This is a genomic window from Alcanivorax limicola (assembly GCF_019931215.1).
Lineage (GTDB): Bacteria > Pseudomonadota > Gammaproteobacteria > Pseudomonadales > Alcanivoracaceae > Isoalcanivorax > Isoalcanivorax limicola.
Window position 1 is genome coordinate 321414 of sequence record NZ_JAIOUB010000001.1, and the last position, 23186, is coordinate 344599.

The 23186-nt window shown below is 61.7% G+C and carries 20 protein-coding genes; 6 read left to right on the top strand and 14 right to left on the bottom strand.

Features of this window, described 5'->3' with window-relative positions:
* Nucleotides 1-21: 21 nt before the first annotated feature.
* From K8B33_RS01460 to K8B33_RS01485, 6 genes are read right to left on the bottom strand one after another with little or no spacing between them, the layout of a single operon-like run.
* Complete coding sequence (locus tag K8B33_RS01460; protein ID WP_223422498.1) at nt 22-1983, bottom strand: acetoacetate--CoA ligase; 1962 nt, start codon at nt 1981-1983, stop codon at nt 22-24.
* Nucleotides 1983-4004, bottom strand: coding sequence for an acetyl/propionyl/methylcrotonyl-CoA carboxylase subunit alpha (locus tag K8B33_RS01465; RefSeq protein ID WP_223422500.1), 2022 nt, complete (start codon nt 4002-4004; stop codon nt 1983-1985). Before K8B33_RS01465 ends, K8B33_RS01460 begins: the two co-directional genes overlap by 1 nt.
* Nucleotides 4001-4804: an enoyl-CoA hydratase-related protein gene (locus K8B33_RS01470; protein ID WP_223422502.1), complete on the bottom strand. Its 804-nt coding sequence runs from the start codon at nt 4802-4804 to the stop codon at nt 4001-4003. Before K8B33_RS01470 ends, K8B33_RS01465 begins: the two co-directional genes overlap by 4 nt.
* 10 nt (nt 4805-4814) lie before the next feature.
* The gene (locus K8B33_RS01475; protein ID WP_223422504.1) at nt 4815-6422 is read right to left on the bottom strand and encodes a carboxyl transferase domain-containing protein; all 1608 of its coding nucleotides are present in this window, start codon (nt 6420-6422) and stop codon (nt 4815-4817) included.
* Nucleotides 6422-7588 carry an isovaleryl-CoA dehydrogenase gene (locus K8B33_RS01480; protein ID WP_223424465.1) on the bottom strand — a complete coding sequence of 389 codons (1167 nt, stop codon included), beginning with the start codon at nt 7586-7588 and terminating at the stop codon, nt 6422-6424. Before K8B33_RS01480 ends, K8B33_RS01475 begins: the two co-directional genes overlap by 1 nt.
* Before the next feature lie 8 nt (nt 7589-7596).
* The gene (locus K8B33_RS01485) at nt 7597-8007 is read right to left on the bottom strand and encodes a MerR family transcriptional regulator (RefSeq protein WP_223422507.1); all 411 of its coding nucleotides are present in this window, start codon (nt 8005-8007) and stop codon (nt 7597-7599) included.
* Nucleotides 8008-8173: 166 nt separating this feature from the next.
* Between K8B33_RS01485 and K8B33_RS01490 the strand changes: the two genes are divergently transcribed.
* The 3 genes from K8B33_RS01490 to rraA are packed head-to-tail and all read left to right on the top strand — an operon-like array spanning nt 8174 to nt 11682.
* Nucleotides 8174-10459, top strand: coding sequence for a hybrid sensor histidine kinase/response regulator (locus K8B33_RS01490; protein ID WP_223422509.1), 2286 nt, complete (start codon nt 8174-8176; stop codon nt 10457-10459).
* A gap of 14 nt (nt 10460-10473) precedes the next feature.
* The gene (locus K8B33_RS01495) at nt 10474-11175 is read left to right on the top strand and encodes an NAD-dependent epimerase/dehydratase family protein (RefSeq protein ID WP_223422511.1); all 702 of its coding nucleotides are present in this window, start codon (nt 10474-10476) and stop codon (nt 11173-11175) included.
* Between the two features lie 24 nt (nt 11176-11199).
* Nucleotides 11200-11682 (top strand): ribonuclease E activity regulator RraA, encoded by a 483-nt coding sequence (gene rraA / locus K8B33_RS01500; RefSeq protein WP_223422514.1) that lies wholly within the window; start codon nt 11200-11202, stop codon nt 11680-11682.
* A gap of 51 nt (nt 11683-11733) precedes the next feature.
* Here the strand turns inward: rraA and K8B33_RS01505 are convergent, their stop codons facing one another.
* From K8B33_RS01505 to K8B33_RS01530, 6 genes are all read right to left on the bottom strand, one after another.
* Nucleotides 11734-12285, bottom strand: a complete 552-nt coding sequence (locus K8B33_RS01505) for a DUF805 domain-containing protein (protein WP_223422516.1) — start codon at nt 12283-12285, stop codon at nt 11734-11736.
* Between the two features lie 194 nt (nt 12286-12479).
* Complete coding sequence (locus K8B33_RS01510; RefSeq protein WP_223422519.1) at nt 12480-12872, bottom strand: EF-hand domain-containing protein; 393 nt, start codon at nt 12870-12872, stop codon at nt 12480-12482.
* 25 nt (nt 12873-12897) lie between these two features.
* The gene (locus K8B33_RS01515; RefSeq protein ID WP_223422521.1) at nt 12898-14814 is read right to left on the bottom strand and encodes an alpha/beta hydrolase; all 1917 of its coding nucleotides are present in this window, start codon (nt 14812-14814) and stop codon (nt 12898-12900) included.
* Between the two features lie 60 nt (nt 14815-14874).
* The gene (locus K8B33_RS01520; protein ID WP_223422524.1) at nt 14875-15144 is read right to left on the bottom strand and encodes a hypothetical protein; all 270 of its coding nucleotides are present in this window, start codon (nt 15142-15144) and stop codon (nt 14875-14877) included.
* Nucleotides 15145-15158: 14 nt separating this feature from the next.
* On the bottom strand, nt 15159-16607 hold the full coding sequence (locus K8B33_RS01525; protein WP_223422526.1) for a DUF4331 domain-containing protein: 1449 nt from the start codon (nt 16605-16607) through the stop codon (nt 15159-15161).
* A gap of 462 nt (nt 16608-17069) precedes the next feature.
* Complete coding sequence (locus tag K8B33_RS01530; protein ID WP_223422527.1) at nt 17070-18050, bottom strand: malate dehydrogenase; 981 nt, start codon at nt 18048-18050, stop codon at nt 17070-17072.
* Nucleotides 18051-18288: 238 nt separating this feature from the next.
* On the opposite strand from K8B33_RS01530, the gene K8B33_RS01535 reads away from it, so the two are divergent.
* Nucleotides 18289-19410 carry a geranylgeranyl reductase family protein gene (locus tag K8B33_RS01535; RefSeq protein ID WP_223422530.1) on the top strand — a complete coding sequence of 374 codons (1122 nt, stop codon included), beginning with the start codon at nt 18289-18291 and terminating at the stop codon, nt 19408-19410.
* Nucleotides 19411-19422: 12 nt separating this feature from the next.
* Here the strand turns inward: K8B33_RS01535 and K8B33_RS01540 are convergent, their stop codons facing one another.
* Both K8B33_RS01540 and K8B33_RS01545 read right to left on the bottom strand, forming a co-directional pair.
* Nucleotides 19423-20457 (bottom strand): AraC family transcriptional regulator, encoded by a 1035-nt coding sequence (locus K8B33_RS01540; RefSeq protein WP_223422533.1) that lies wholly within the window; start codon nt 20455-20457, stop codon nt 19423-19425.
* 141 nt (nt 20458-20598) lie between these two features.
* On the bottom strand, nt 20599-20973 hold the full coding sequence (locus K8B33_RS01545) for a phasin family protein (protein WP_223422535.1): 375 nt from the start codon (nt 20971-20973) through the stop codon (nt 20599-20601).
* Between the two features lie 214 nt (nt 20974-21187).
* Between K8B33_RS01545 and K8B33_RS01550 the strand changes: the two genes are divergently transcribed.
* Together K8B33_RS01550 and K8B33_RS01555 are read left to right on the top strand one after the other, a co-directional pair.
* Nucleotides 21188-22741: a carboxylesterase/lipase family protein gene (locus K8B33_RS01550; protein ID WP_223422538.1), complete on the top strand. Its 1554-nt coding sequence runs from the start codon at nt 21188-21190 to the stop codon at nt 22739-22741.
* Between the two features lie 120 nt (nt 22742-22861).
* Nucleotides 22862-23164, top strand: coding sequence for a BolA family protein (locus K8B33_RS01555; protein WP_223422540.1), 303 nt, complete (start codon nt 22862-22864; stop codon nt 23162-23164).
* The last annotated feature ends 22 nt before the right edge of the window (nt 23165-23186 follow it).

Sequence of the window (23186 nt, forward strand, 5' to 3'; positions counted from 1 at the left end):
CTCTCGGATCAGTCTCTCGGATCAGGCCCCCTGGTCCGAGAGCATCGGGTGGTTGCGAAAATGCGCCAGGGCGTCCGGGTTGGCCAGGGCGCTCTGGTTGGTCACCGGGCGGCCGTGCACCACTTCGCGCACGGCCAGTTCCACGATCTTGCCGCTGACCGTGCGGGGAATTTCCGGCACTGCCAGAATCACGGCGGGCACATGGCGCGGGCTGGCGCCCTCGCGAATCGCCTTGCGAATGGTGGCCTGCAGTGTCTCGTCCAGCGTATGACCCGGTTGTAACACCACGAACAGCACCACGCGCACATCTCCCTGCCAGTCCTGGCCGATGACAATGCTTTCGCGAATGGCGTCGAGGGTTTCCACCTGACGATAGATTTCCGCCGTGCCGATGCGTACACCGCCGGGATTGAGTACGGCATCGGAACGGCCATGGATGACCAGCCCCCGATGCCCACGGTGGCGCCGGATTTCGGCATAGTCGCCGTGCGCCCAGATATTCTCGAAACGATCAAAGTAGGCCTTGCGGTAGCGGCTGCCGTCGGCGTCATCCCAGAATGCCACCGGCATGCAGGGGAAGGGGCGGCGGCAGACCAGCTCGCCTTTCTCGCCCTCCACCGGTTGCCCCTGATCATTGAAGACCGCCACATCCATGCCCAGCCCGATACATTGCAACTCACCGCGATACACCGGCAGTAGCGGATTGCCCAGCGCAAAACAGGAAATGATATCGGTGCCGCCGGAGATCGAGCTGAGCAGCACATCAGCCTTGATATCCCGGTAGATGAAATCAAAGCTCTCATGGAGCAGTGGCGAACCGGTGGACATCAATACTTTCAGGGATGACAGATCATGGTCACTGCCGGGTTTGACGCCGGCCTTTTCCACAGCCTGAATAAATTTGGCGCTGGTGCCGAAATGGGTAATGCCTTCCTGCTCACAGAGTGCAAACAGACGGTGGGCATCGGGCCAGGCCGGGTTGCCGTCGTAGAGTACGATGCCGGCACCGGTCTGCAGCCCGGCAATCAGCCAGTTCCACATCATCCAGCCGCAGGTGGTGAAAAAGAACAGCCGGTCATCCGCGTTCAGATCAGCGTGCAGGGTGTGTTCCTTGGCATGTTGCAGCAAGGTGCCGCCGGCGCCATGCACGATGCATTTCGGTTTGCCGGTGGTGCCGGAGGAATACAGGACATACAGGGGATGATCAAAAGGCAGCGGCACAAAATCCGGCGCAGCGGGCGCCCCGGAAAGCCAGTCAGCCCAGGATAACGTATCGGGCAGTGGGGCAGTGCGGGCGGCGTCAGCGCCGGGAATCTGAATTACCTGCCCGGGCGCCAGCGCTTTACGCACCGCAGCGACCTTGTCGGTGAGATCCTGCCATTTGCCATTATAAAAATAGCCGTCCGTCACCAGCAGAATGCGTGGTGCTATCTGACCGAAACGATCGGTGACGCCACTGACGCCAAAATCCGGGGAACAGGATGACCAGATGGCGCCAACCCAGGCGCAGCCCAGCGCGGCGATTACGGCTTCGCTGCGGTTAGGCAGCCAGCCAGCAACGCGATCCCCGGGTTGAATGCCAGCCTCTTGCAGGCGGGCCGCCACGTTGCCCGCGGCCTCGCGCAGTGCCCTGAACGTCAGCGTGCTGCGTTGGCCGTCTTCGGTGAGGGCGGTGATGGCGATGGCGTCGTCATCTCTGCGCAGCAGATTCTGCGCATAGTTCAGCGTCAGGCCGGGATACCAGCGCTGCTCACGCATGGCGTCGGCGTCGCTCAGCAGCGGTGTGCGCTTGCCGTGAGTGCGCACCTCACAGAAATCCATCACCAGACCCCAGAACGCATCAGGGGCGATCAGCGACCACTGATGCAACGCTTCGTAATCGGCAAAGCGCTCGCCGCTGAGGGCTTCGGCCTGTTGCCAGAAACGGCCCAGTTGCGTGGTCTCACGGGCATTGGCCGGGGGCTGCCAGAGCAGATCATCCATTACAGTGCTCCGTCTTCTTTGTCTTCGTCGTCGGCTTCAAACACCACCAGCAGCGTCCCGTCGCTGACGGTATCGCCGGGCCCATAGGGCAACTCGCGGACCACGCCAGCAGCGGGTGCGCGCAATGTGTGTTCCATTTTCATGGCTTCAAGGGTGACCACGGGATCGCCTTCGGCCACATGCGCTCCGGCGTCCACATGCACTGCCACCAGCGTGCCGCTCATGGGCGCCGTAAAGGCCGCGCCCCGGCTTTGCGCTGCGCCGGGAATGAATGCCGGGTCCAGCGCCAGGCACCAGCTGTGTCCGGCCGCAAAAAGATGCAGCTGGCGATCGACGATGCGAGCGCTGAATTCATGGGTGTCGTCGTTATAGTGCAATCGCCCCCGGCAGAAACCATCGCTGGCCGGCGTGCCGTGCCACGACAGGTCCAGCAGGGTGTCATCGACCCGTGCTTGCCAGGCACCGCTGTTGCCCGGTGTGGCGGCAGCAGCTTCCAGCATGATGCTGGCCACCGTGTCTTCCAGTGCCAGGCGGGCATGGAATCGTTCGGGCAGCAGACCACGCCAGCCGTTGAGCCGGGCCCAGGGATCGCCGTCCGCTGCGGCGGCCAGCGCATCACGCCAGAGCAACGCCGCCGCGCAGAGCAGGGTGTGGGTGTCGGGCTGCTGTGCTGCGCCCAGGACTTCCGGGTGCTCTTCGAGGAATCGGGTAGACAGATCGGCCGCGATAAAGCCGGGATGATTCAGTACCGTGACCAGAAAACCGATGTTGTGATCGATGCCACCCAGATGCACGGCAGACAGGCTGCGCTGCAATTGCCGGCGCGCTTGTTCGCGATCGCTGCCATGGGTAATGACCTTGGCGAGCATCGGGTCGTAATGGTCGCTGACCCGGTTGCCTTCGACAAAACCGGTATCGATACGCAGCCCCGGCAGTTGCGGCCAGTGACAGACGCTGAGCAGGCCGGAGGAGGGCATGAATTGATTGGCCGGGTCCTCGGCGTAGAGCCGCACTTCCATGGCATGGCCGTGGATGCTGAGCGCACTCTGGGTCTTGGGCAGCGGGTTACCCGCCGCGACAGCAAGCTGCCAGGCGACCAGATCTTCGCCGGTGATCAGTTCAGTGACCGGGTGCTCTACCTGCAGCCGGGTATTCATTTCCATGAAGAAGAATTCGCCGTCCGGTGCCAGCAGGAATTCCACGGTGCCGGCCCCCCGATAGCTGATCGACTGCGCAGCGCGAACAGCGGCGTCGCCGAGCCGCGTGCGCAAGGCATCATCAACGCCGGGGGCCGGGGCTTCCTCGATGATTTTCTGGTGGCGGCGCTGCACCGAACAATCACGTTCGAAAAGATGCACCGCATTGCCGTGGGTGTCGGCAAATACCTGCACTTCCACATGCCGGGCGCGGGGCAGGTAGCGTTCCAGCAGCACGCGATCATCGCCGAACGCATTGCGGGCCTCACGGCGTGCCGCCTGCAATGCGCCCTCGAATTCGGAGGTATCATTGACGATACGCATGCCCTTGCCGCCGCCACCGGCCACCGCCTTGATCAGCAACGGATAGCCGACCTGGTCTGCGGCCTGGATCAGCGCGGCGTCATCGGCGCCTTCTTCGTCGAAACCGGGCAGCACCGGCACGCCGTGGCGTGTCATGTGCTGGCGCGCGGCGGCTTTGTCGCCCATCAGGCGAATGGTATCGGCTTCCGGCCCGACAAAAATAATACCCGCTGCCGCACAGGCATCGGCAAAGGCAGGATTCTCGGAGAGAAACCCGTAGCCGGGATGAATGGCATCGGCACCACTGGTGCGCGCTGCGGCAATGACCTTGCCGATATCCAGATAGCTTTCCCGCGCCGGTGCGGGCCCGATATGCACGCTGTGGTCGGCCATACGCACGTGGGGCAGATCCGCATCAGCATCAGAGTAGAGCGCGACTGTTTCAATGCCCAGGCGGGTGCAGGTGCGCATGATGCGGCAGGCAATTTCGCCCCGGTTGGCGATCAGCAATCGCTGAATCATGATGTTTCTCCGTAGCGGTCCGCCTGCCAGGCGGGCGCGCGTTTATTCAGAAAAGCGTCCAGACCTTCGCGGCCCTCATCGGCGGTACGTAACCCGGCGATCAGTTCAGCGGTCCAGTCCGTCAGTGTGTTGTCCAGCGGTGATTGAGCAGTGCGGGCGACCAGTTCGCGCACGCCAAGCTGCGCCTGTGGCGCGCCTTGCAACAACGCGTTGACCAGTTGCGCGACGGTGGTGTCCAGCGCCGCCTCGGGCACGACTTCATGAACGACACCCAATGCCATGGCCCTTGGGGCGTCCATGACTTCCGTGGTCATCATGTAGCGCTGTGCCTGCCGCGCGCCCATGGCACGAACCACATAAGGGCCAATGACGGCAGGCAGAATACCCAGCCGGGCTTCGCTGAGGCAGAAGCGGCTGCTGTCGCTGGCGACGGCAATATCGGCGGCACAGATCAGCCCCAGTGCGCCGCCGAACGCAGCGCCCTGCACCCGCGCGATGACGGGTTTGCCGGCTTGATCAATGGCGCGCATCAGTGCGGCAAGCCGCAGCGCATCGGCACGGTTGTCTTCCCAGTTCATATCCGCCATGCGGCGCATCCAACCCAGGTCAGCCCCGGCACTGAAATTGCGGCCGCTGGCAGCCAGCACGATGACGCGGGCCGCACTGTCACCCGCCTGGGCAAAGGCCGCCGTCAGATCCGCGATGACCTGGTCGTCAAAGGCATTGTGCTTGGCCGGGCGGTTTAACGTGATACGTGCTACCGGCCCGTCTATGTTCAGTGCCACTGCTGTGTCAGACATGCGGCGCTCCTTACATGCGGAACACGCCGTACCGGGTTTCCCCGATGGGCGCATTCAGGCTGGCGGAAATGGCGAGGCCGAGCACATCCCGCGTGTCGGCAGGATCGATAATGCCGTCATCCCACAGGCGCGCGCTGGCGTAGTAGGGGTGCGCCATGGTGTCGTAACGGGCCACCATGTCATCCTGAAACTGTTGTGCTTCATTCGCCGGCCAGGGCGTGCCTTTCTTTTTCATTGAGGCAGCGCGCACTTGTGTCAGCACGCTGGCCGCCTGCTCGCCGCCCATGACGCTGATGCGGGCGTTCGGCCACATGAACATGAAGCGCGGATCGTAGGCGCGGCCGCACATACCGTAGTTGCCAGCGCCGTAGCTGCCGCCGATGACAACAGTAAATTTGGGCACGCTGGCGCAGGCCACCGCGTTGACCATCTTGGCGCCGTGCTTGGCGATGCCCTCGGCTTCGTACTTGCGGCCCACCATGAAGCCGGTGATGTTCTGCAGGAATACCAGCGGGATACCGCGCTGGTTGCACAGCTCGATAAAGTGGGCGCCTTTCAAGGCCGATTCGGAAAACAGGATGCCGTCGTTGGCCAGAATGCCCACCGGAAAGCCGTGGATGCGGGCGAAGCCGGTGACCAGGGTGGTGCCGTAACGCGCCTTGAATTCATCGAACTCGGAGCTGTCCACCATGCGCGCAATGATTTCCCGGGCCGGCATCGGCTGGCGCAGATTGTCCGGAATAATCCCGTACAGCTCCTGCGGATCGAACGCCGGCGGTTGCGGCGCGGCCATGGCCATCTGCTCGGGTTTTTTCCAGTTGATGCGTGCAATCACCTGACGCGCCAGCGAGAGGGCATGGGGCTCATCTTCGGCAAGGTGATCGGCAACACCGGACTGTTCGCAATGCAGTGCCGCGCCGCCCAGATCTTCCGCGCTGACTTCCTCGCCGGTGGCGGCCTTGACCAGCGGCGGGCCGGCCAGAAAGATGGTGCCCTGGCCGCGGACCATGATGGTTTCATCGGCCATGGCCGGCACATAAGCCCCGCCGGCCGTGCAGCTGCCCAACACCACCGCAATCTGCGGAATGCCCTGGGCCGACATGTTGGCCTGATTGAAAAAGATGCGACCGAAGTGTTCGCGATCAGGAAACACCTCATCCTGGCGCGGCAGGTTGGCGCCGCCGGAATCCACCAGATAGATGCACGGCAGCCGGTTTTCCGCAGCCACCGCTTGAGCGCGCAAGTGTTTTTTTACCGTCAGGGGATAATAGCTGCCCCCTTTGACGGTGGGATCGTTGGCGACGATCATGCATTCGACACCGTGCACCCGGCCAATGCCGCCGACACAGCCCGCTGCAGGGACGTCTTCGCCATAGACATCCATGGCTGCCAATGGCGAGAGCTCGAGAAACGGCGAGCCGGGATCGAGCAAGCGGGCGATGCGTTCGCGCACCGGCAGCTTGCCGCGCTCGCGCAAACGTTGCTCGGCGGCTTCGCCGCCGCCGTGCGCGATGCTGGCCAGCTTGTCGCGGAGATCATCACGCAGTGCCAGATTGTGGTCCCGGTTGCGGGAGAAATCGGCGCTGCCTGTGCTGATTGTCGAGACGATACGTGGCATCAGGCGGTTTCCTTGAACAGTTCACGGCCGATCAGCATGCGGCGGATTTCACTGGTGCCGGCGCCGATCTCGTACAGCTTGGCGTCGCGCAGCAGGCGGCCGGTGGGGTAGTCATTGATATAACCGTTGCCGCCCAGGCACTGAATGGCATCCAGCGCCAGTCTGGTGGCGTTTTCGGCACAGAACAGAATGGCACCGGCAGCGTCCTTGCGGCTGGTTTCACCCCGGTCACAGGCCTGGCAGACAGCGTAAAGATAAGCGCGGCTGGCGTTGAGCGTGACATACATGTCAGCCAGCTTGCCCTGCATCAACTGGAACTCACCGATGGCCTGGCCAAACTGCTTGCGCTCGTGCACATAGGGCACCACCACATCCAGCGCGGCCTGCATCAGGCCGACAGCGCCCCCGGACAGCACAGCGCGCTCGTAATCCAGGCCGCTCATCAGCACGCGGGCGCCGTCGCCTTCCTTGCCGAGGATATTCTCTGCCGGTACGGGGCAGTCTTCGAATACCAGCTCGCAGGTGTTGGAGCCCCGCATGCCGAGCTTGTCCAGTTTTTGCGCGCGGGAAAAACCGGGGTAATCCCGCTCGACGATAAAGGCGGTGATGCCACGCGGGCCGGCATTGATGTCGGTCTTGGCATAGATGACATAGGTGCTGGCATCCGGGCCGTTGGTGATCCACATCTTGTTGCCATTAAGAATGAAATGGTCCCCCTGGCGCTCGGCCCGCAATTTCATGCTGACCACATCCGAGCCCGCGCCTGGTTCGCTCATGGCCAGGGCGCCGACCTGTTCGCCGGACACCAGGCCGGGCAGGTACTTCGCCCGCTGCGCGTCGGTGCCATTGAGGAAAATCTGGTTTACACAGAGATTGGAGTGGGCGCCGTAGGACAACCCCACCGAGGCAGACGCCCGGGAAATCTCTTCCATGGCGATGGTATGGGCCAGATAGGACATGCCCGCGCCACCGTATTCTTCGCTGACGGTCATGCCGAGAATGCCGAGGTCGCCCATCTTCTTCCACAGCTGCGCGGGGAAGGCGTTGTCGCGATCGATCTGGGCAGCGATGGGCGCAATTTCCTTCTCGGCGAAATGGCGCACGCTGTCGCGCAGGGCATTGATGGTCTCGTCGAAATTGAAGTTCAGGGTAGGGTAGTGGCTCATAGTAGCGCTCATGCGGATTCTCCGGAGAGGGTGCTGGGGTCTGCGGTGCGCATGGCGTCCTGGCAACGGCGTTCCGCTTCATCGAGTTCGATCTGCATGACTTCAATGTCATGCAGCTGGCGCAGCAGTTGCGCCCGTTTTTCGGCAATCTTGCCCAGCAGGGCTTTCAGCTGGGTCTGGTTGTTGTCGGCGTCGGGGTTATACAGCTCGATCAGCTCGCGGCTTTCTGCCAGCGAGAAACCAAGCCGCTTGCCGCGCAGGATCAATTTGAGCCTGACCCGGTCTGCGGGGGTATAGATCCGCGTCTGGCCGCGGCGCTCCGGGCTCAGCAGGCCCATATCCTCATAGAAGCGGATAGTGCGCGTGGTGATGTCCAGTTCGCGGGCCAGTTCGCCGATGCTGTGGGTCTTTTTTGTCATGGGCGAACGCTACCCCAAGTTGACGTTAACGTAAAGTGCGGATTGATGGCGGAAAGAGGGCCGGGACGGCGGCTCGCAGCACCCCGATGAGCGCCGTGTACAAGGGGCTGGCGAGCGCCGGAAGCCGGTGTTACCTTAGCGCGTCATCGCAAGGAGATGGCGCTGAATGACCCGTTCTGCAGCACCGGTGAACAAAGACCGCAAGGTTTTGCGGCGGATCGACCACGGGGCCGCCTGGAATTCCGTCATGGGATTGCTGGCCGCACTGGCGGTGTTCGTCCTGATCGGCTTCTGGGGCCGACTGTATTTTGACCACGAAGGTCTGGTGATCGGCTTCGGCCTGCTGATTCTGCTGGTCACCGCCTACCGTCTGTTGATTGTTGCCCGTTTCGAATCCCTGTATGCCGCCGGGCCCGCGCGCTGGCGCTGGCTGTTCGGTATCGGCCTGTTGGCCCACGCCTGCATCTGGGGGGCGTTGCTGGCCGTCGTGACGCTGAATTACGGTATCAGCTTCAACTTCTTCGCGGTGGCCATCTACAACATCGGCGTCACAACGGCCTTGTCCGGTGCCTGGATGGCGGCGCTGCCCGCCCGGCAGAGCTATATTGGTCTGATGCTGGCGCCGGGCATTGTCGCCCTGTTGCTGGTGGGTGGTGCGGAAGCCCTGATTCTGGCGCTGCTGCTCACCGTGTACGCCGTCTACCTGCACCGTCTTTTTGCCAGCCTCTACCACACCTTCTGGCACGCACTGGCCCGGGAGCGTCGCCCGATGCAGGCCCAGCTCGAGGCGGACGACCCGTCGCGCCGCTCCCGCGATATGCAACTGAGCCTGGTATATCGTCTGGCCCACGAGCTGCGCACGCCCATGAACAGCATGCTCGGCATGCTGTCGCTGATTGAAGAAACCGAGCTGTCCCGCGAACAGAAGGAATACCACCAGGTGGCGTCCCAGTCCGGGCGGCTGTTGTTGTCGTTGATTGATGACGTGCTCGATTACAGCCGCGTGCTGACCGGCCGTATTGTGCTTAACCATGAGTATTTCGACGTGCGTGGGGCGATCGAGCAGTCGCTGGATGCGTTCGGCAATATTGCCCAGAGCAAAGGACTGGAGTTGACCTGTGTCATGAGCCGTCATTTGCCGCGGCGCGTGCGTGGTGACCGTGAACGCTTCCTGCAAGTCCTGAACAATCTGCTCAGTAATGCCATCAAATTCTCTGATCGCGGCGAAATCCGTATCGAAGTGGAGCACCTGGGCGACCATGATCGTGACGGCATCCTGCAGGTGCGCGTCGTGGATCACGGCGTCGGCATGGAGCCCTTGTCGGCCCGGCGTCTGTTCGAGGATGAATTTCTGGGCCCGGATGCTGACCCGTTTGCGAACCGCCATACCGGCTTCGGGCTGCTCGTCTGCAAGGGGCTGGTGGAGGCCATGGCGGGTCAGATCGGTGTCGACAGTGCGCCGGGGGAGGGCAGCACTTTCTGGTTTACCCTGCGCCTGCCCACACAGCTTGATCTCAGCGATCGCAGCGAGCTGCGTCGCGCGCTGCGCAACAAGCGCTGTCTGGTGGCGGGCGCGGCGCCGGGCACGTTTGCTGCACTGGTGGAAGAACTGGAAGTGCTGGAAGCAGAGTGCGAGGAAGCGGATGACTATGATCATGCGCTGCAGCATCTGCGTGCCGGCCATCGCGACGGCAGTGAATATGACCTGTTGCTGGTAGACACCCGTGAGCGTCGCGACAGCGCATTGAATCTGTGCGCCACGGTGCTGGATGACCCGGCGCTGCGCGGCGTAAACGTGGTGCTGCTGGCTGCTGTGGACGAGCGCAGCCATGCCAGGGTGCAAAAACTGGTGCACAAACATAATCTGCCGGTGCTGACCAAACCGGTTCACCGTTACGGTCTGCGCACGCTGATGGCCGGCCTTTACGGCGTTGATGATGTGACGCCGGAAGACAGTGATTACACCGAAACTGCCGAGGATCTGGCGCGCCGCCGGGATTATCGTTTGCTGCTGGTGGAAGACAATGATGTCAACCAGATCGTCATTCGCGGCATGCTCGCCAAGCTGGGCTATCAACTGAAAAGTGTCAGTAGCGGTGAGACCGCACTCGCCTTGCTTGAGCAGGAACAGTTTGACCTGATTCTGCTGGATTGCATGATGCCCGAGATGGATGGTTTTGAAGTGGCTCGCCGCATTCGCCAGTATGAGCGGGCGCAGCAGGCCGACGTGGCGGCGGATGACGCAACGAAAGGCGAATACCCGTCGACAGATGCGGGGCGCGTGCCGATTGTGGCGATTACGGCGAACACGATGGAAGGTGTCCAGGCCCGCTGTCTGGCTGCCGGTATGGATGACTTTCTGGCCAAGCCGGTGCAGCTGGAACGCCTTGAAACCATCCTCCGGCACTGGCTGACGCCGGAGGCAACAACGTCAGTTTATATCGACCAGTAAGGGGGGAAGATACGATGGCCGGTTATCATGCACTTGTGCTCGGCGGCACCGGGCTGGTCGGGCAGGCATTATTGCAACGGCTGCTCGCTGATCCGGCCTGGGAGCGGGTTACCGTGTTAACGCGTCGGACCCTGACCGGGCCGGATGGCGCGCCACTCGATCACCCGGCGCTGCATCAGCAATGCTGCTCACTGGATGATATGGCACAGCATGCCGATCTGTTTTCGGTGGATCAGGTGTTCTGCTGCCTGGGCACAACATTGCGCAAGGCCGGTTCCCGGGACGCCTTCAAGCGCGTTGACTTCGACTATTGTGTTGAAGCCGCGCGACTGGGAAGACGGCAGGGGGCTGAACATTTTCTGATCGTCTCGGCAGTCAATGCCAATCCCCGCGCCCGCGTTTTCTATTCCCGCATCAAGGGCGAGATGGAGGCGGCGATCCAGGCGCTGGATTTCCCCATGCTCAGTATTTTTCAGCCTTCGCTGCTGCTCGGGGATCGCCAGGAATTTCGTCTGGGTGAAACCCTGGGCGCCTGGTCCGCTCGCGCCCTGCGACCGCTGGCCGCCTTCAGCCGGGCGGACTGGTTACCCATTGAAGCGGACACCGTTGCGGCGGCCATGCTGGCCGCCGCCAAATCTCCGGCGCCCGGGTGCCGACGGCTGCGCTATGACGCCATGCTGTCGTTGCAGTCCGGCAACGCCGTTTCAGCGGCCTGATTTTCAACCTTCCAGGAGTGAACAGTGAGTTTTGTAACCTGCGATCTGTGCGACGACCATGCAGAACATGTTGCCGTGGTAACCGGCCTGCAATGGCGCAGCTTCGGCGGACGTAGCCGCTTCAGCGGCGAAATCCAGACAGTGAAGTGCTTCGAGGACAACAGCCGCGTCAAGGAACACCTGGCTACGCCGGGCAAAGGCAAAGTACTGGTGGTTGATGGTGGCGGCTCACTGCGCAATGCATTGATCGGCGATCTGATTGCTGAAAAAGCAGTGGAAAACGGTTGGGAGGGCGTCATTATCGCCGGCGCTTGCCGGGATGTGGATGCGCTGGCATCACTGGATATCGGCATCATGACCCTGGGCTGCGTCCCCATCAAGAGCGTGCGGCGCGGCGAAGGGCAACTGAATATTCCCGTCAGCATCGGCGGCGTCACCTTCGAGCCGGGCCAGTTCGTTTATGCGGACAACAACGGCATTATTGTGGCGCCGACGGCGCTTGTCTGAACACAGATGGCGCCGGTATCGGCGCCATCTGCTTGCGTTTTTCAAGTCCTGTCAGGGGGCGCTCTGCATCGCCTGGGCACGTTCCACGTATTCGGCATACTGCGGGATGGCAATCGCCGCGAGAATGCCAATGATGGCGGTCAACAGAACCGGCATCATTACCGCAAGAATGACGACCCCCGTTGTATTTGCCGCAGGCCGTGGGCCGAAGCGGTTGCTTGCCGGCTGGCCGCGGGCGAAGAGCAGGTAAAGAACCAGAATCAGGTTGACGATGGGCACCAGCGTTAGCAGACAGAACCAGCCAGAGTGGTTCAGATCATGCAGTCGGCGCACCATATAGCCAAATGTGTAGACGATAAGCGCGATATACAATACGACGGCCAGCGTGATCGTGATGACCATCCCCGCATCTTCCCCAAACAGTGTCAGAGACAACAGGGTGCCCAGCATCATCACCGCATAACCGAGCAGCGCAATCGCGAAACAGTAAGCGAGATAACGCAGCCGGCCGATTCTGCCGGAGAGACTGAGAAAGCGCGGTGTATAAGGCACATCGTTTGTCATACCGACAGGTGCGGTCGGTGTCTGGTATGGATTATTCATCGTGAAGCCCCCGAGTGATATGTTCTTGTTTGGTGTCCGAATATAGCTTTCGCGGACAGGGCGCGCCAGCAGAAAAGTGTGCCGGCTTTAGCAAAAAAAGGGTGCGCTTTCGCGCACCCGTACAGGATCATGCCGACCTAACCGCAGGTATCAGGGGCTGCGGCCAGGCTGGCACGCCAGAGCAACCTCTGCGGTTATTCGTCCTCGTAAGGGCCTTTGCCTATCCATTCATCAATCTCGATATAGCCGTCACCGTCGTCATCCAGTGCGTCGAACATCGGGGCCATGGCGGCTTCCATCTCTTCCCGGGTAACGCGGCCATCACCATTGATATCCATACGCAGAAACCAGGCTTTTTGAGACTCGGCCGCTTGCGTGTCACCCGATGCGAGATCCTTCGGCACGATATAGCCCTTGTTTCCCTTGTCCAGCTCCCGGAATGCGGCTGCGCGCATGTCGGCGGCCTGCTCACGGCTGAGCAGGTCTCCCGGTTCAAGGATCAGTGGCGCAGCACCTGACGGCGCGGCAATCAGCAGGAGCATGCTCAGGCTGAAGGCAATAGCAGGGTTCTTGAAAAAGCGTTTCATAAGGTTCTCCTCCGGGGGGCCGGATTCAGGGTGCCAGCTGCAGGCGCTGGAACTGGATATCGGTGAACTGGATGGCGCCGTTACTGGTCTGGTCGAACACCAGCTCGAGTGCCGCAAGGCGCGTCTTGTCGATGCCGGAGTAGGCCGCAAGCGGGATGGCGACCATGTTCAGTGTCGTCTTGCCCTCCGAGGCCAGGGCCATGGGATAGAACAGGGCATCGCTATAGCTGCTGGCCGGGATCTCCGCGCTCATCCCATTGGCGTCTGTCAGCCGAATGTGGAAATCCTGATCGCCACTGGAGAGTATGCCGGTGGTATCAAAGGCTACACCTGCCCGAAGGCTGACGACTTCATAGTCCGAGACATCCAGCTCGCCGAGCTCGGTGCGATACACCGCATCAGTGGTGGACCATTTGGCGAAGAGCTGAGTCGAGTTGCCATAGGTGCGTGCAGAAGGGCAGCCGGTCGCGGCACCGTTGAGGATGCTGCAAAACTCGAACCGATCCAGCCCGCTGATGCTGACAGGGAGGCCCAGCGCGTTGCGACTCAGACTGGTCGGGCTGAGTGTGTCCTCTACCAGCAAACGATGCTGCCAGGGCGCGTGGTAGGAGACAATGCTGCGTGCATTGCAGCGCTCGACACTGTTGTTCATCGGGCAGTACTCCAGCGGAATGGTTGCGCGCCCTTTCCAGTAGTTGGCGTACTGCATTTCGCCACCCGCCGCCATGCGGAGATAGGAGGACATCAGGAACTCACCGTAGTCACGCTGCTGCTCGGGTGTCAGGCGGCCGCTGGTGCTGGCGGTGCTGCGCTGGCAGTGGACGCCGGTAGCGCGGTAGTCGTCTGACGGCCAGTAAGTGTTGAAGAAGTTGTGGTTGGCGCCGTCGAGCAGTATCTGATATTTGGTTTCCGGTTCGCCGACGGAGTTCGGGTCGTCGGGATTGGGCGGGTTGGTATAGCGGCTGGTGTCATACATCCGCGCGCCTTGCAGGTTGCTGACATCGCCATCGCAGTAGGGCAACAGTGTCATGAAGTTGGACTGCGGAACGGTCTGGTATTCGAAATCAGTGGGGGCCAGGGGCAACACAGCGCCCAGGGAGTGCTTGTTGGTGAAGGGTTCGCCAAGTGTAGTCGGTCCCTCGGCGCGATACTCCAGCGTCGTGCGCTCCTCCGTCAACTCGTTGAGCAGGTTGGCACGCATCACGCCTTCCCCGCCACGGGAGTGGCCCATGATGCCGACGCGGGACAGATCCATCTTGCCCATCAGATCCATGAAGAATGCCGGCTCGGGTGCTGTGCCCTGCATCGGACTCAGCGTTGCATATTCGCCGGTCTCGTTGATCTGCCGGAAGATATCCAGGTGATGGAGGATGATGTAGCCGCGCGCGATACCGCCGCGCTCCGGCAGGCTGGGGTTATCGATATCGTTAACGTCATTGCCGTCGATGGAAATCACCACGTAACCGGCGGCCGCCAGATTGGTGGCCATGTAGTCGTAACCGGCAAGACTTTTGACCGGGCGAACCCCCACGAGTGGCAAACCAATCAGTGACATGTTCGGGCAGCCGGCAGCACCGGTCAGGGCTTCGGTCCCGCCGAGATAAATACAGGTGCCGTGACGTCCGTGCAGGTAAAGGATTACCGGGAACGGCCCTTCACCAACAAGGGGATAGCGCACCTGCCCCTTGATGGACATCGGTGCATCGGCGCCTCCGGTGGTAAGTACCCGGATCGGCGCGGCCTTGTATTCGATAACCGGGCTGATGGGCAGGGTGCCATCCCGGACGCCGGGTGCCACTTCGAGAAAACGTTCCGCCGAGGTTTCAATTTCATCCACAGGTGGCGGTGTTGGCGAACTGTTGTTGTTGCTACTGCTGCCACCGCAACCCGCTATGGCGGTCAGCAGCAGTGACAGAAGAACAAGAGACAATGATGGTTTCATGTTAGGCCTCGTGTAATACATATGCGTTGATGAGTTCTGCGCTGGCATGACGTTGCCTGGCTACAGTGCCGGATCGAAACAGGACGCGAAGGTTTCCGGGGCGTCCGCGCGCTCGGAGAAGCGCATGCCGGTGATATCCGAGGGCACGCCATTGCCGGCGCCGTCTGTGCAGACAGCAAGCACCAGATCCACCAGGTCATCTGAAGCGGGTGGCGGTGTCTCGGGGCCGGGTGGTGGTTCGCCAGGGGTGCCGCTTGATCCGGAAGAGCCGCCGCAGGCTGCAAGCAGTACAGCGAGTACCAGAACAGTGAGGAAACGGAGCTGTGTCATGAGGTTCTCCCGAATCAGCGCGCGGAGCCCGCAGTGGGCAGCGGCAGGTAAGGGAAGTTGGCGAGCATACCTGTCGTGGTACGACGCGCACCGTCGGTGACATGGTCGCCGGCAACCAGATCCGGTGTTTCATCGCTCAGATCGCAGAACTGCAGCGATAGCGGGTTATCTGCGGAGGTAGCACCGAGGCTGGCGCTGAGCACGATATCCAGCACGTCATCCATTGGCCGGCGTCCGTTTGGGTAGCCCGCGAGATCGCAGGCCAGAACGCCCATCGGATTCTGACTCGCGAGCGGGGCAGCGGCGATGCTGGTGTCCAGGCGGAGCATGTCTGCTGGCGCACTGCTGGTGCCGGTCAGCGCAGGGATGCCATAGAAGAAAAGTTGCGCGAGATCCTGGCGTGGTGTTGCGGCCTCAAGAAGGTTGTAACGCTGCGCGATGACTCTGGCCGGGTTAGGGTAGAGCGCGGCATTCAGGAAGCGGTTGTCATCGACGGGCTTTGAAGCGTTGAAAGCGTCACGACGCCCGGCATCAACAAACAGTGCATTCAGATAGGGATTCCCGACGCGGGAAACCTGTACCCAGCCGCCACCGCTGACGAATGGCGCAGAGCCTGCCTCGGCCGGGAACCCGGGATTGAGCACTTTGGCCTGAGGCAAACTGGCGGTGGTCCATGCGCCGATGACGGGGTTTTCCGGGTCGGATTGCAGGCAGCTTATCGGGACCTCTATCGCAATGGAGGTCACGTTGAACGCGGCCATGGGGTCAGTGACGCTGTCTGCGCCGATGACACTCGCGAAAGGTTGTGCACCAAGTGCCAGATTGCCGTTGTCAAAATAGTTGCCGAGGCTCGCTGCGGTACTTTCAGCGCGCTGGCCGACAAAAACCCGCCCCTGGCTGCCGCAAAGTGGCAAACCGACAGTGTAGATTCTGGCATTGCTGTAGTTGGTGTAGCTGGTGGTGGAAAACGTACTTGTTCCGATGAAATCAGCGGGCTTTTCCATTGCATCGTTGCCCGCCGTAGTGCGAACGACGGCTTTGCTGCCCGTGCGCCGGTCTCCATTGACCATGGTGATGCCATAGGTCTGGAGTACATCGTTTTCGTCCAGGCGCTCCGTGCTGCCGAAGCGGAACTGGAATGTCAGGTTCTCCCGGCCATCACCGGTGTTGTCCACATGAATTTCGTAGAGTGCTTCTTCATCCATCGGGTAATAGATGGCGCCACTGAACGGCACCTGGAAGGGCTGGTAGTTTGCGATCATGGTGACGGTATCGGTCCGCCCCGACTGGTAGCTTCGAAACAGATAAAAATCACTGCCATCGACGCGTGGCAAACCGGCAATGGCGGGTGCTTCTCGGTGACTTGAGGCTGTTGCAAGCCCTGTCAGACTGGTGGTGGCAAGCGTAATGAGTGTGCTGCAGGCGAGCGAAAGCGCAGCGCTCCCCGTGAGAAAATCTCTCATGAGTGATTAGCCTTTTCATAAAGTTGAAATAGTCCAGAGAAAGGTAAAGCCGCCATCCGGGGCACGTGAATATTCAGCAAACGCCATGCCAGATGATTTGATTGGTAATATAAAAAACAACAAAACAGCTATTTATCATTAACTTGAAGGTACTTCTGTACCAAGAGTAAAGTCCCGAAAAGGAGTGCGCCAAGCCTATGAATTACATGAAATCATGCACTTTCAGTGAACATGCGCACCGAGAAATTCCACGCGACGTGCGCGATCATGATGCAAGGTGGGGGTTGGCAGCTGGCGGTGTCGGGATAATAAAAAATGAATGACGTTCAGTTTTAATTAGTGTTTATTTTTCGAGGTGTCACATAATCAGGTCGGCATACACGGAGTATAAAACGGCGGGGCTTTCTTACATGAAACGGGGCCATACGGCCCCGTTTCTTTTCTTGCTACAAACAGGAATGTTTACGGCAGCAGGTGTTTCACTGCATCACGCTCTTCGGCCAGCTCTTTCTCGGTCGCCAGCATGCGCTCGCGGGAGAAATCGTTGACGTCCAGGCCCTGAACGATAGCCCAGTCGCCGTTCTGGCAGGTGCAGGGGAAGGAATAGATCAGACCTTCTTCAATGCCGTAGGAGCCGTCACTGTAGACACCCATGGAAACCCAGTCGCCTTCGGCGCTGCCCAGCGCCCAGGAGCGCATGTGGTCGACAGCGGAGCTGGCAGCCGAGGCTGCGGAAGAGGCGCCGCGTGCCTTGATGATGGCTGCGCCGCGCTGCTGCACTTCCGGAATGTAGGTGTCGGTGTACCAGGACTGATCCACCAGGCTGATTGCGTTCTTGCCATCAACGATGGCGTGGTGCAGATCAGGGTACTGGGTAGAGGAGTGGTTGCCCCAGATGGTCATCTTGCTGATGTCGTTCACGGTGGTGCCGGTCTTCTGGGCCAGCTGCGCCATGGCGCGGTTGTGATCCAGGCGGGTCATGGCAGTGAACTGACGCGGGTTGATGTCCGGCGCGTTGCGCTGGGCAATCAGGGCGTTGGTGTTGGCCGGGTTGCCGACAACCAGGACCTTGATGTCACGGCTGGCCACTTCGTTAATGGCTTTGCCCTGTGCGGAGAAGATGGCAGCATTGGCTTCCAGCAGATCCTTGCGCTCCATGCCCGGGCCACGCGGACGTGCGCCGACCAGCAGTGCATAGTCTGCATCCTTGAAAGCCACCTTGGGGTCGTCAGTCTGGACGATACCGGCCACCAGCGGGAATGCGCAGTCATCGATTTCCATGGCCACGCCTTTCAGTGCTTCCAGCGCCGGGGTGATTTCCAGCAGCTGCAGAATCACGGGCTGATCTTTGCCGAGCATGTCGCCGGAGGCAATGCGGAACAGCAGGGAGTAGCTGATCTGGCCTGCGGCACCGGTGACCGTGACGCGTACGGGTGCTTTCATGAACAATCTCCTTGATTCGCCTGTATGGCGGATTGTGTGTGAGTCTTCCGGCGACATCCGGCCTTTTGGGCTGGAGGGCGATGACCCGGTGGGCGCGCATTATAATCGACTCGGCGCGGTATCGCACGGGGGACGATTTCCGGGCGAGGGGCTGCGTGCGCCACTCAGGTGTGCCCGGTCATGGACGTGAAGGAACGAGCGAGGGAGACTTTGCCTTTTCAGCAGGGAGGCCATGCGAGTGAGCACAACGGAGGCAGAAGTACTGGTGGTCGGTGCCGGGCCCGCGGGGGCAGCAGCGGCGCTGGATCTGGCGCGGGCCGGGGTGTCGGTGCTGATGCTGGATCGGCCGGCACAGGCGCGGGCCAAGCCCTGCGCAGGGGGCGTGACCATCAAGGCGGCGCAACGCCTGCGCTTTGCCATTGCACCGGTGGTGCGCGAATCGGTCTCCGCTATCACCATGAGCCACCGCGGCCGCTGGGTGGACCGCTTTGAAGCCGCCGCGCCGGTGTGTCTGATGACGCATCGTCCGGAACTGGATGCCTTTTGTCTGACACAGGCCCGCCAGGCGGGTGCGGCACTGGAGCATATCCCGGGCATCGCCCGGGTTACGCAGGACGGCCTGCATACTGCCGACGGGGCGGGGCGGGTGACGCTCATTGCCAGCGATGGCCAGGCCTTTCGTGGCCGCTGGCTGATTGCCGCTGACGGTGCTCATTCGCCGGTGCGGCGTTTGCTCCTCGGTCAGCCTGATGGCGCGACGGCAATGGCTATCGAAGGCTTGCTGCCCCGGGAAGCGCTGACCGATGTTGCCTGGCCCGGCATGCGTTTCGACTATGCCAGCCAGGCGGGCGGTTACGGCTGGCTGTTCCCCAAGGGCGATCATGTCAATGTCGGTCTCTATACCCATTGCGGCGCGACACACGGGATCAGTCGCGAACGGTTGCTGGCCTATAGCCGGGCGCGGCTTGGCAGCGATGCGCTGGAGGCGGTGAAGGGCTATCCGATTCCGGTGCGCGGCGATCAGCAACCGCTGAGTGCAGGGCGGGTATTGTTTGCCGGGGACGCGGCAGGGCTGGCAGAAGCGCTGCTGGGGGAAGGTATCTATGGGGCGGTGTTCAGTGGCCAGATGGCGGCAGCCGCCATTCTGGGCGCTGGCGATGTTGCTGCAAGCTACCAGCGCAACCTGCAGAGTTGGCGCCGGGAACTGGCAGTGGTTCGCCGTCTGGCGAGGGTCTACTACCGTTTGCTGCCGGTGCCCTATGCGCTGCTCCGTATGGGGCTGCACAAGCCGTTGATGACGGGCTTTGCCGAGGGGCTGACGCTGGTGCAGAGCAAGCGGCGCTGGTTGACCCGACAATGACGGCTGGCGACGTCAGCTCCGGTATTGCTGCCGGTAAGCCACGGGTGTGCAGGCAAACCAGCGTCGGAAGGCGCGATTGAAGGCGCTTTGCTCGGAATAGCCCAGATCAGCGGCGATCTGGCTCACCGGGCGATCACTGTTGATCAGCCAGTCGGTCGCCAGCGCCTTGCGCTCGTCATCCAGCAGTGTGGTGAAATCCGCTTCTTCGGCGCGCAGGCGCCGGCGCAGTGTCCAGGGCTTTACATTCATCGCCTCGGCCACGCTTTCCAGCTGGGGGGTGCCATGCAGCAGTTGTTGCTGGATTTCCGCACGCACCTGATCAAGCAGATTGTCCCGCGCCAGAAACTGGGTCATGGCCTGATGCACGCGATTGCGCATGATCCGGTGTACTTCCGGGTCGGCATCGCGGATCGGCATGTCGAGCATGCGCTGATCAAGCACTACAGAATTGTGGTCGGCACCGAAATGCACCGGGCAGCGGAAAATGCGGGCGTGCTCGCTGGTATCCGCTGGCGCTGCATGCCGGAAGTGTACTGACACGGGGTTTTCTGCCTTACCGGTGATCCAGCGGCCGAAGGTAACCGAGCCTGCGCACAGGGCCTCGATGCGGTGATGCACCTCAGGCAGGTCCGGTAGCAAGGCGTCCCAGATCAGGATCAGCTGGTCGCCCTCGCGTTCGACATCCAGGGAAATCAGTTCGTTGGTGACGCGCTGGAAGGGGATGGTCAACTCCAGCGCCTGGCGCAGGTTGGCGCTGGACATGGTGGCGTAGCCCAGTTCGCCCATGAAGCGCGGCCGGATCATTTCGCCCATATGCAGGCCGAAGCAGGCGTCGCCGGTGCGGCTGACGGCAGCTTGCAGCAGTGCTTGCTCCGTACGCAGGGGAACGCGTGCCTGCGGCTGCTCCAGTTGCTCTTCGGTAATACCCAGCCGCAGCAGGTCAGCGCTGAGGTCGCAGCCGAGATGCAGGGCGGCATCGAGCAGGTACTCGATCCAATAGGAGGCCACCGTAAGGGTGCCCGGCCGTGTGTTATTCGGGTTGTTCATGCAGGACGTTACCCATCAGCGTAGACCGCATAGTCAACGGAAGCGCTGGCGGTGTGTCAATAGGCAGGCGTGGCTGGCACCGCACGATCGCCAGACAGACGAGCGTGCGGGACGCAGCACAAACGGGCCAGGCCCGGGAAATCAGGCGCCGGTGGCAGATTTCTCGATCTTGCGGACCTTGCGGGTCAGGGAATTGAGCTTCTTGTTCAGGGCTTCGACTTCGTCACGGGTCGGCAGGCCAAGCAGGCTGGCAGTGCTTTGACGCAGGCTGTCGAGGGACAGCTCCGGCTTCTTGGCGGTCTTGGCGGCTTTGCTCTGGTTCTTGCTGCGTGACTTTTGCAGTGCTTCGCCGGTCTTGACCAGCTCCTGGAAAAAGTCGGCGCTGCGCTGCTCTACACGGGTCACGGCGCCGCGCAGGGCTTTCACAGCCTTGTCACTGGTGGCGCGAAGGTCTTCACGGGCCTGCTCAAGACGGCTGTTGATCTGGTCAAGGCTTTCCTTGTTGAACTGAGGCATGATCTAACTCCTTAAAATGCTGAATGTCAGGTCGTCCCCGGCAACAGCTTCCCTGATGTGGTGAGGAATGGCTTCGTGAGGACGCAGACAGTGTAGGTGAGATGTCAGAGCTGTTCATCGCTCGTTGTCCGACAATTAAACAGGTGTCGGAATGCGAGACCTCTCCGCAGCATTCACAACGTATCAGGCGTCATCAACGGATGAGGAGTTATTAATGACAGTGGTGGAAACCGAGAGCGGTAAAGTCAGTGGTCTACCCGGCAAGGGATGCATGGCATACCGGGGTATCCCGTTCGCCGCCCCGGCCAGCGGCGCGTTGCGCTTTCGGGCGCCGCAACCGGTGCCACCCTGGCAAGGCGTGCGGGCAGCGGATCGCTTTGCCGTGGCCACATGGCAGGAAAAGAACCCGCTGATGGGGGTCGAGGAGATCGGTGACGATTGTCTGGCGGTCAACATCTGGGTGCCTGAGGGGGAGGGGCCTTTTCCCGTGATGGTCTGGTTTCACGGGGGTGGCTATCTCGCCGGATCGCCTTCGCAACTGCTGTACAACGGCGAGCAGCTGGCGCGCACACAAAATGTCATCGTCGTGAATGCCGCCTATCGGCTGGGGGCCTGGGGTTATGGCTGGTTCGCTGATCTGGCGCCCTCGCTGGAAGCCGACGGCAATCTGGGGCTGCGCGACCAGGTGGCGGCCCTGGCCTGGGTGCAACGCAATATCGGTGCTTTCGGCGGTGACCCTGCGGCAGTCACGATTTTTGGCGAATCCGCCGGGGCGTTCAGTGTGGCCACGCTGCTGGCGACGCCCTCGGCCAGCGCGTTGTTTCATCGCGCCATTCTGCAGTCCGGCGCTGGCGATATGGTGCTCTCACCGGACGAGGCCAGCCGCGTTGCCGAGATGTTGGTGGCAGCACTGCCGGGAGACGGGAACGCCGCCGACAAGCTGCGGCAGGCATCCCCCAAAGACGTGGTGCGGGCGCAACGCAGCGCCGTGAAAACAGCCGTGCAGCGCGGGCTGCGCAGCAGCACACCGCAATTCGGCATGACGTTTCTGCCTGTGGTGGACGGCGATCTGCTGCCAGAGGTGCCCGTGAACGCCATCGCGGCCGGTTGTGCCCGGGACAAGATCCTGTTGGCGGGCACCTGCCGGGATGAATGGCATCTGTTCCAGTATGCGGCGCCCTTCAATGGTGGTGCCAGCATGCAGCAACTGCGGGCGCTGGGCGACGATGACATACAACGGCGTTTCCAGCGGGCACTGCCGGCGCATGGCGAGGCGGCACTGGCGGCCTATCAGCGTGAAGTGACCCCGCATGCCGAACGGTCGAAGCTGGACTGGCTGAGCGCCATGGAGACGGACCGCGTGTTCCGGGTGCCTACGCGGCGGCTGCTGGACGCCCAGGTTGCCGCAGGCGGCAGCGCCTGGGGTTTCGAGTTTACCTGGGAAGTGTCGGCATTCGGCGTGCCGCTGGGTGCGTGTCATGTCAGTGATGTGCCTTTCGTTTTCGGCATCACGGACACCCCGGTGGGGCAGCTGTTCACCGGCGGCGGTGAGGCGGCGGCCGCTCTCAGTCAGGCGGTGCAGACAATATGGGGCGGTTTCGCCGCAGGCAAGGCACCGGGCTGGGCTGATTGGGCGAGCAGTGGTCAGGTGCGGTTGCTGGGCCGGGAATCCGGCATGGCGGACTATCCGGGCTGGCAGAACACCGCGCTGCCAGCGCTTTGGGACGAGATCATCGATTCCCCGATCAGCGAGCCGATTGCCGGGTGAGCGGGACAGTGGGCGGGACAGAGCGTGCCGGTGCGGCGTAGAATGCGCCCCGATTGACCGGTGCATGAAGGGGGGCATATGGCAAACGCCACAACAGACGCCACAGCAGACGCTACAACAATGGCAACCTTGATCGAGCGCAAGGTGCGTGACGGTCTTGCTGTGACACACTTGGCGCTGGAGAACGAGAGCCACATGCACGGCGGCCCGGCGACGGAGTCGCACTACAAACTGGTAGTGGTCTCCGACGCATTCGAGGGCCTGTCGCTGGTAAAGCGCCATCGGTGCATCTATGCATTGCTGAAAGAGGAACTGGCGGGGTCGGTGCATGCGCTGGCGCTGCATACGCACACGCCGCAGGAATGGGCACAGCGCGGTGGCGAAGCACTGGCGTCACCGGACTGTCGGGGCGGTAGCCGCTGAACTTGAACAACTCAGATTAAAG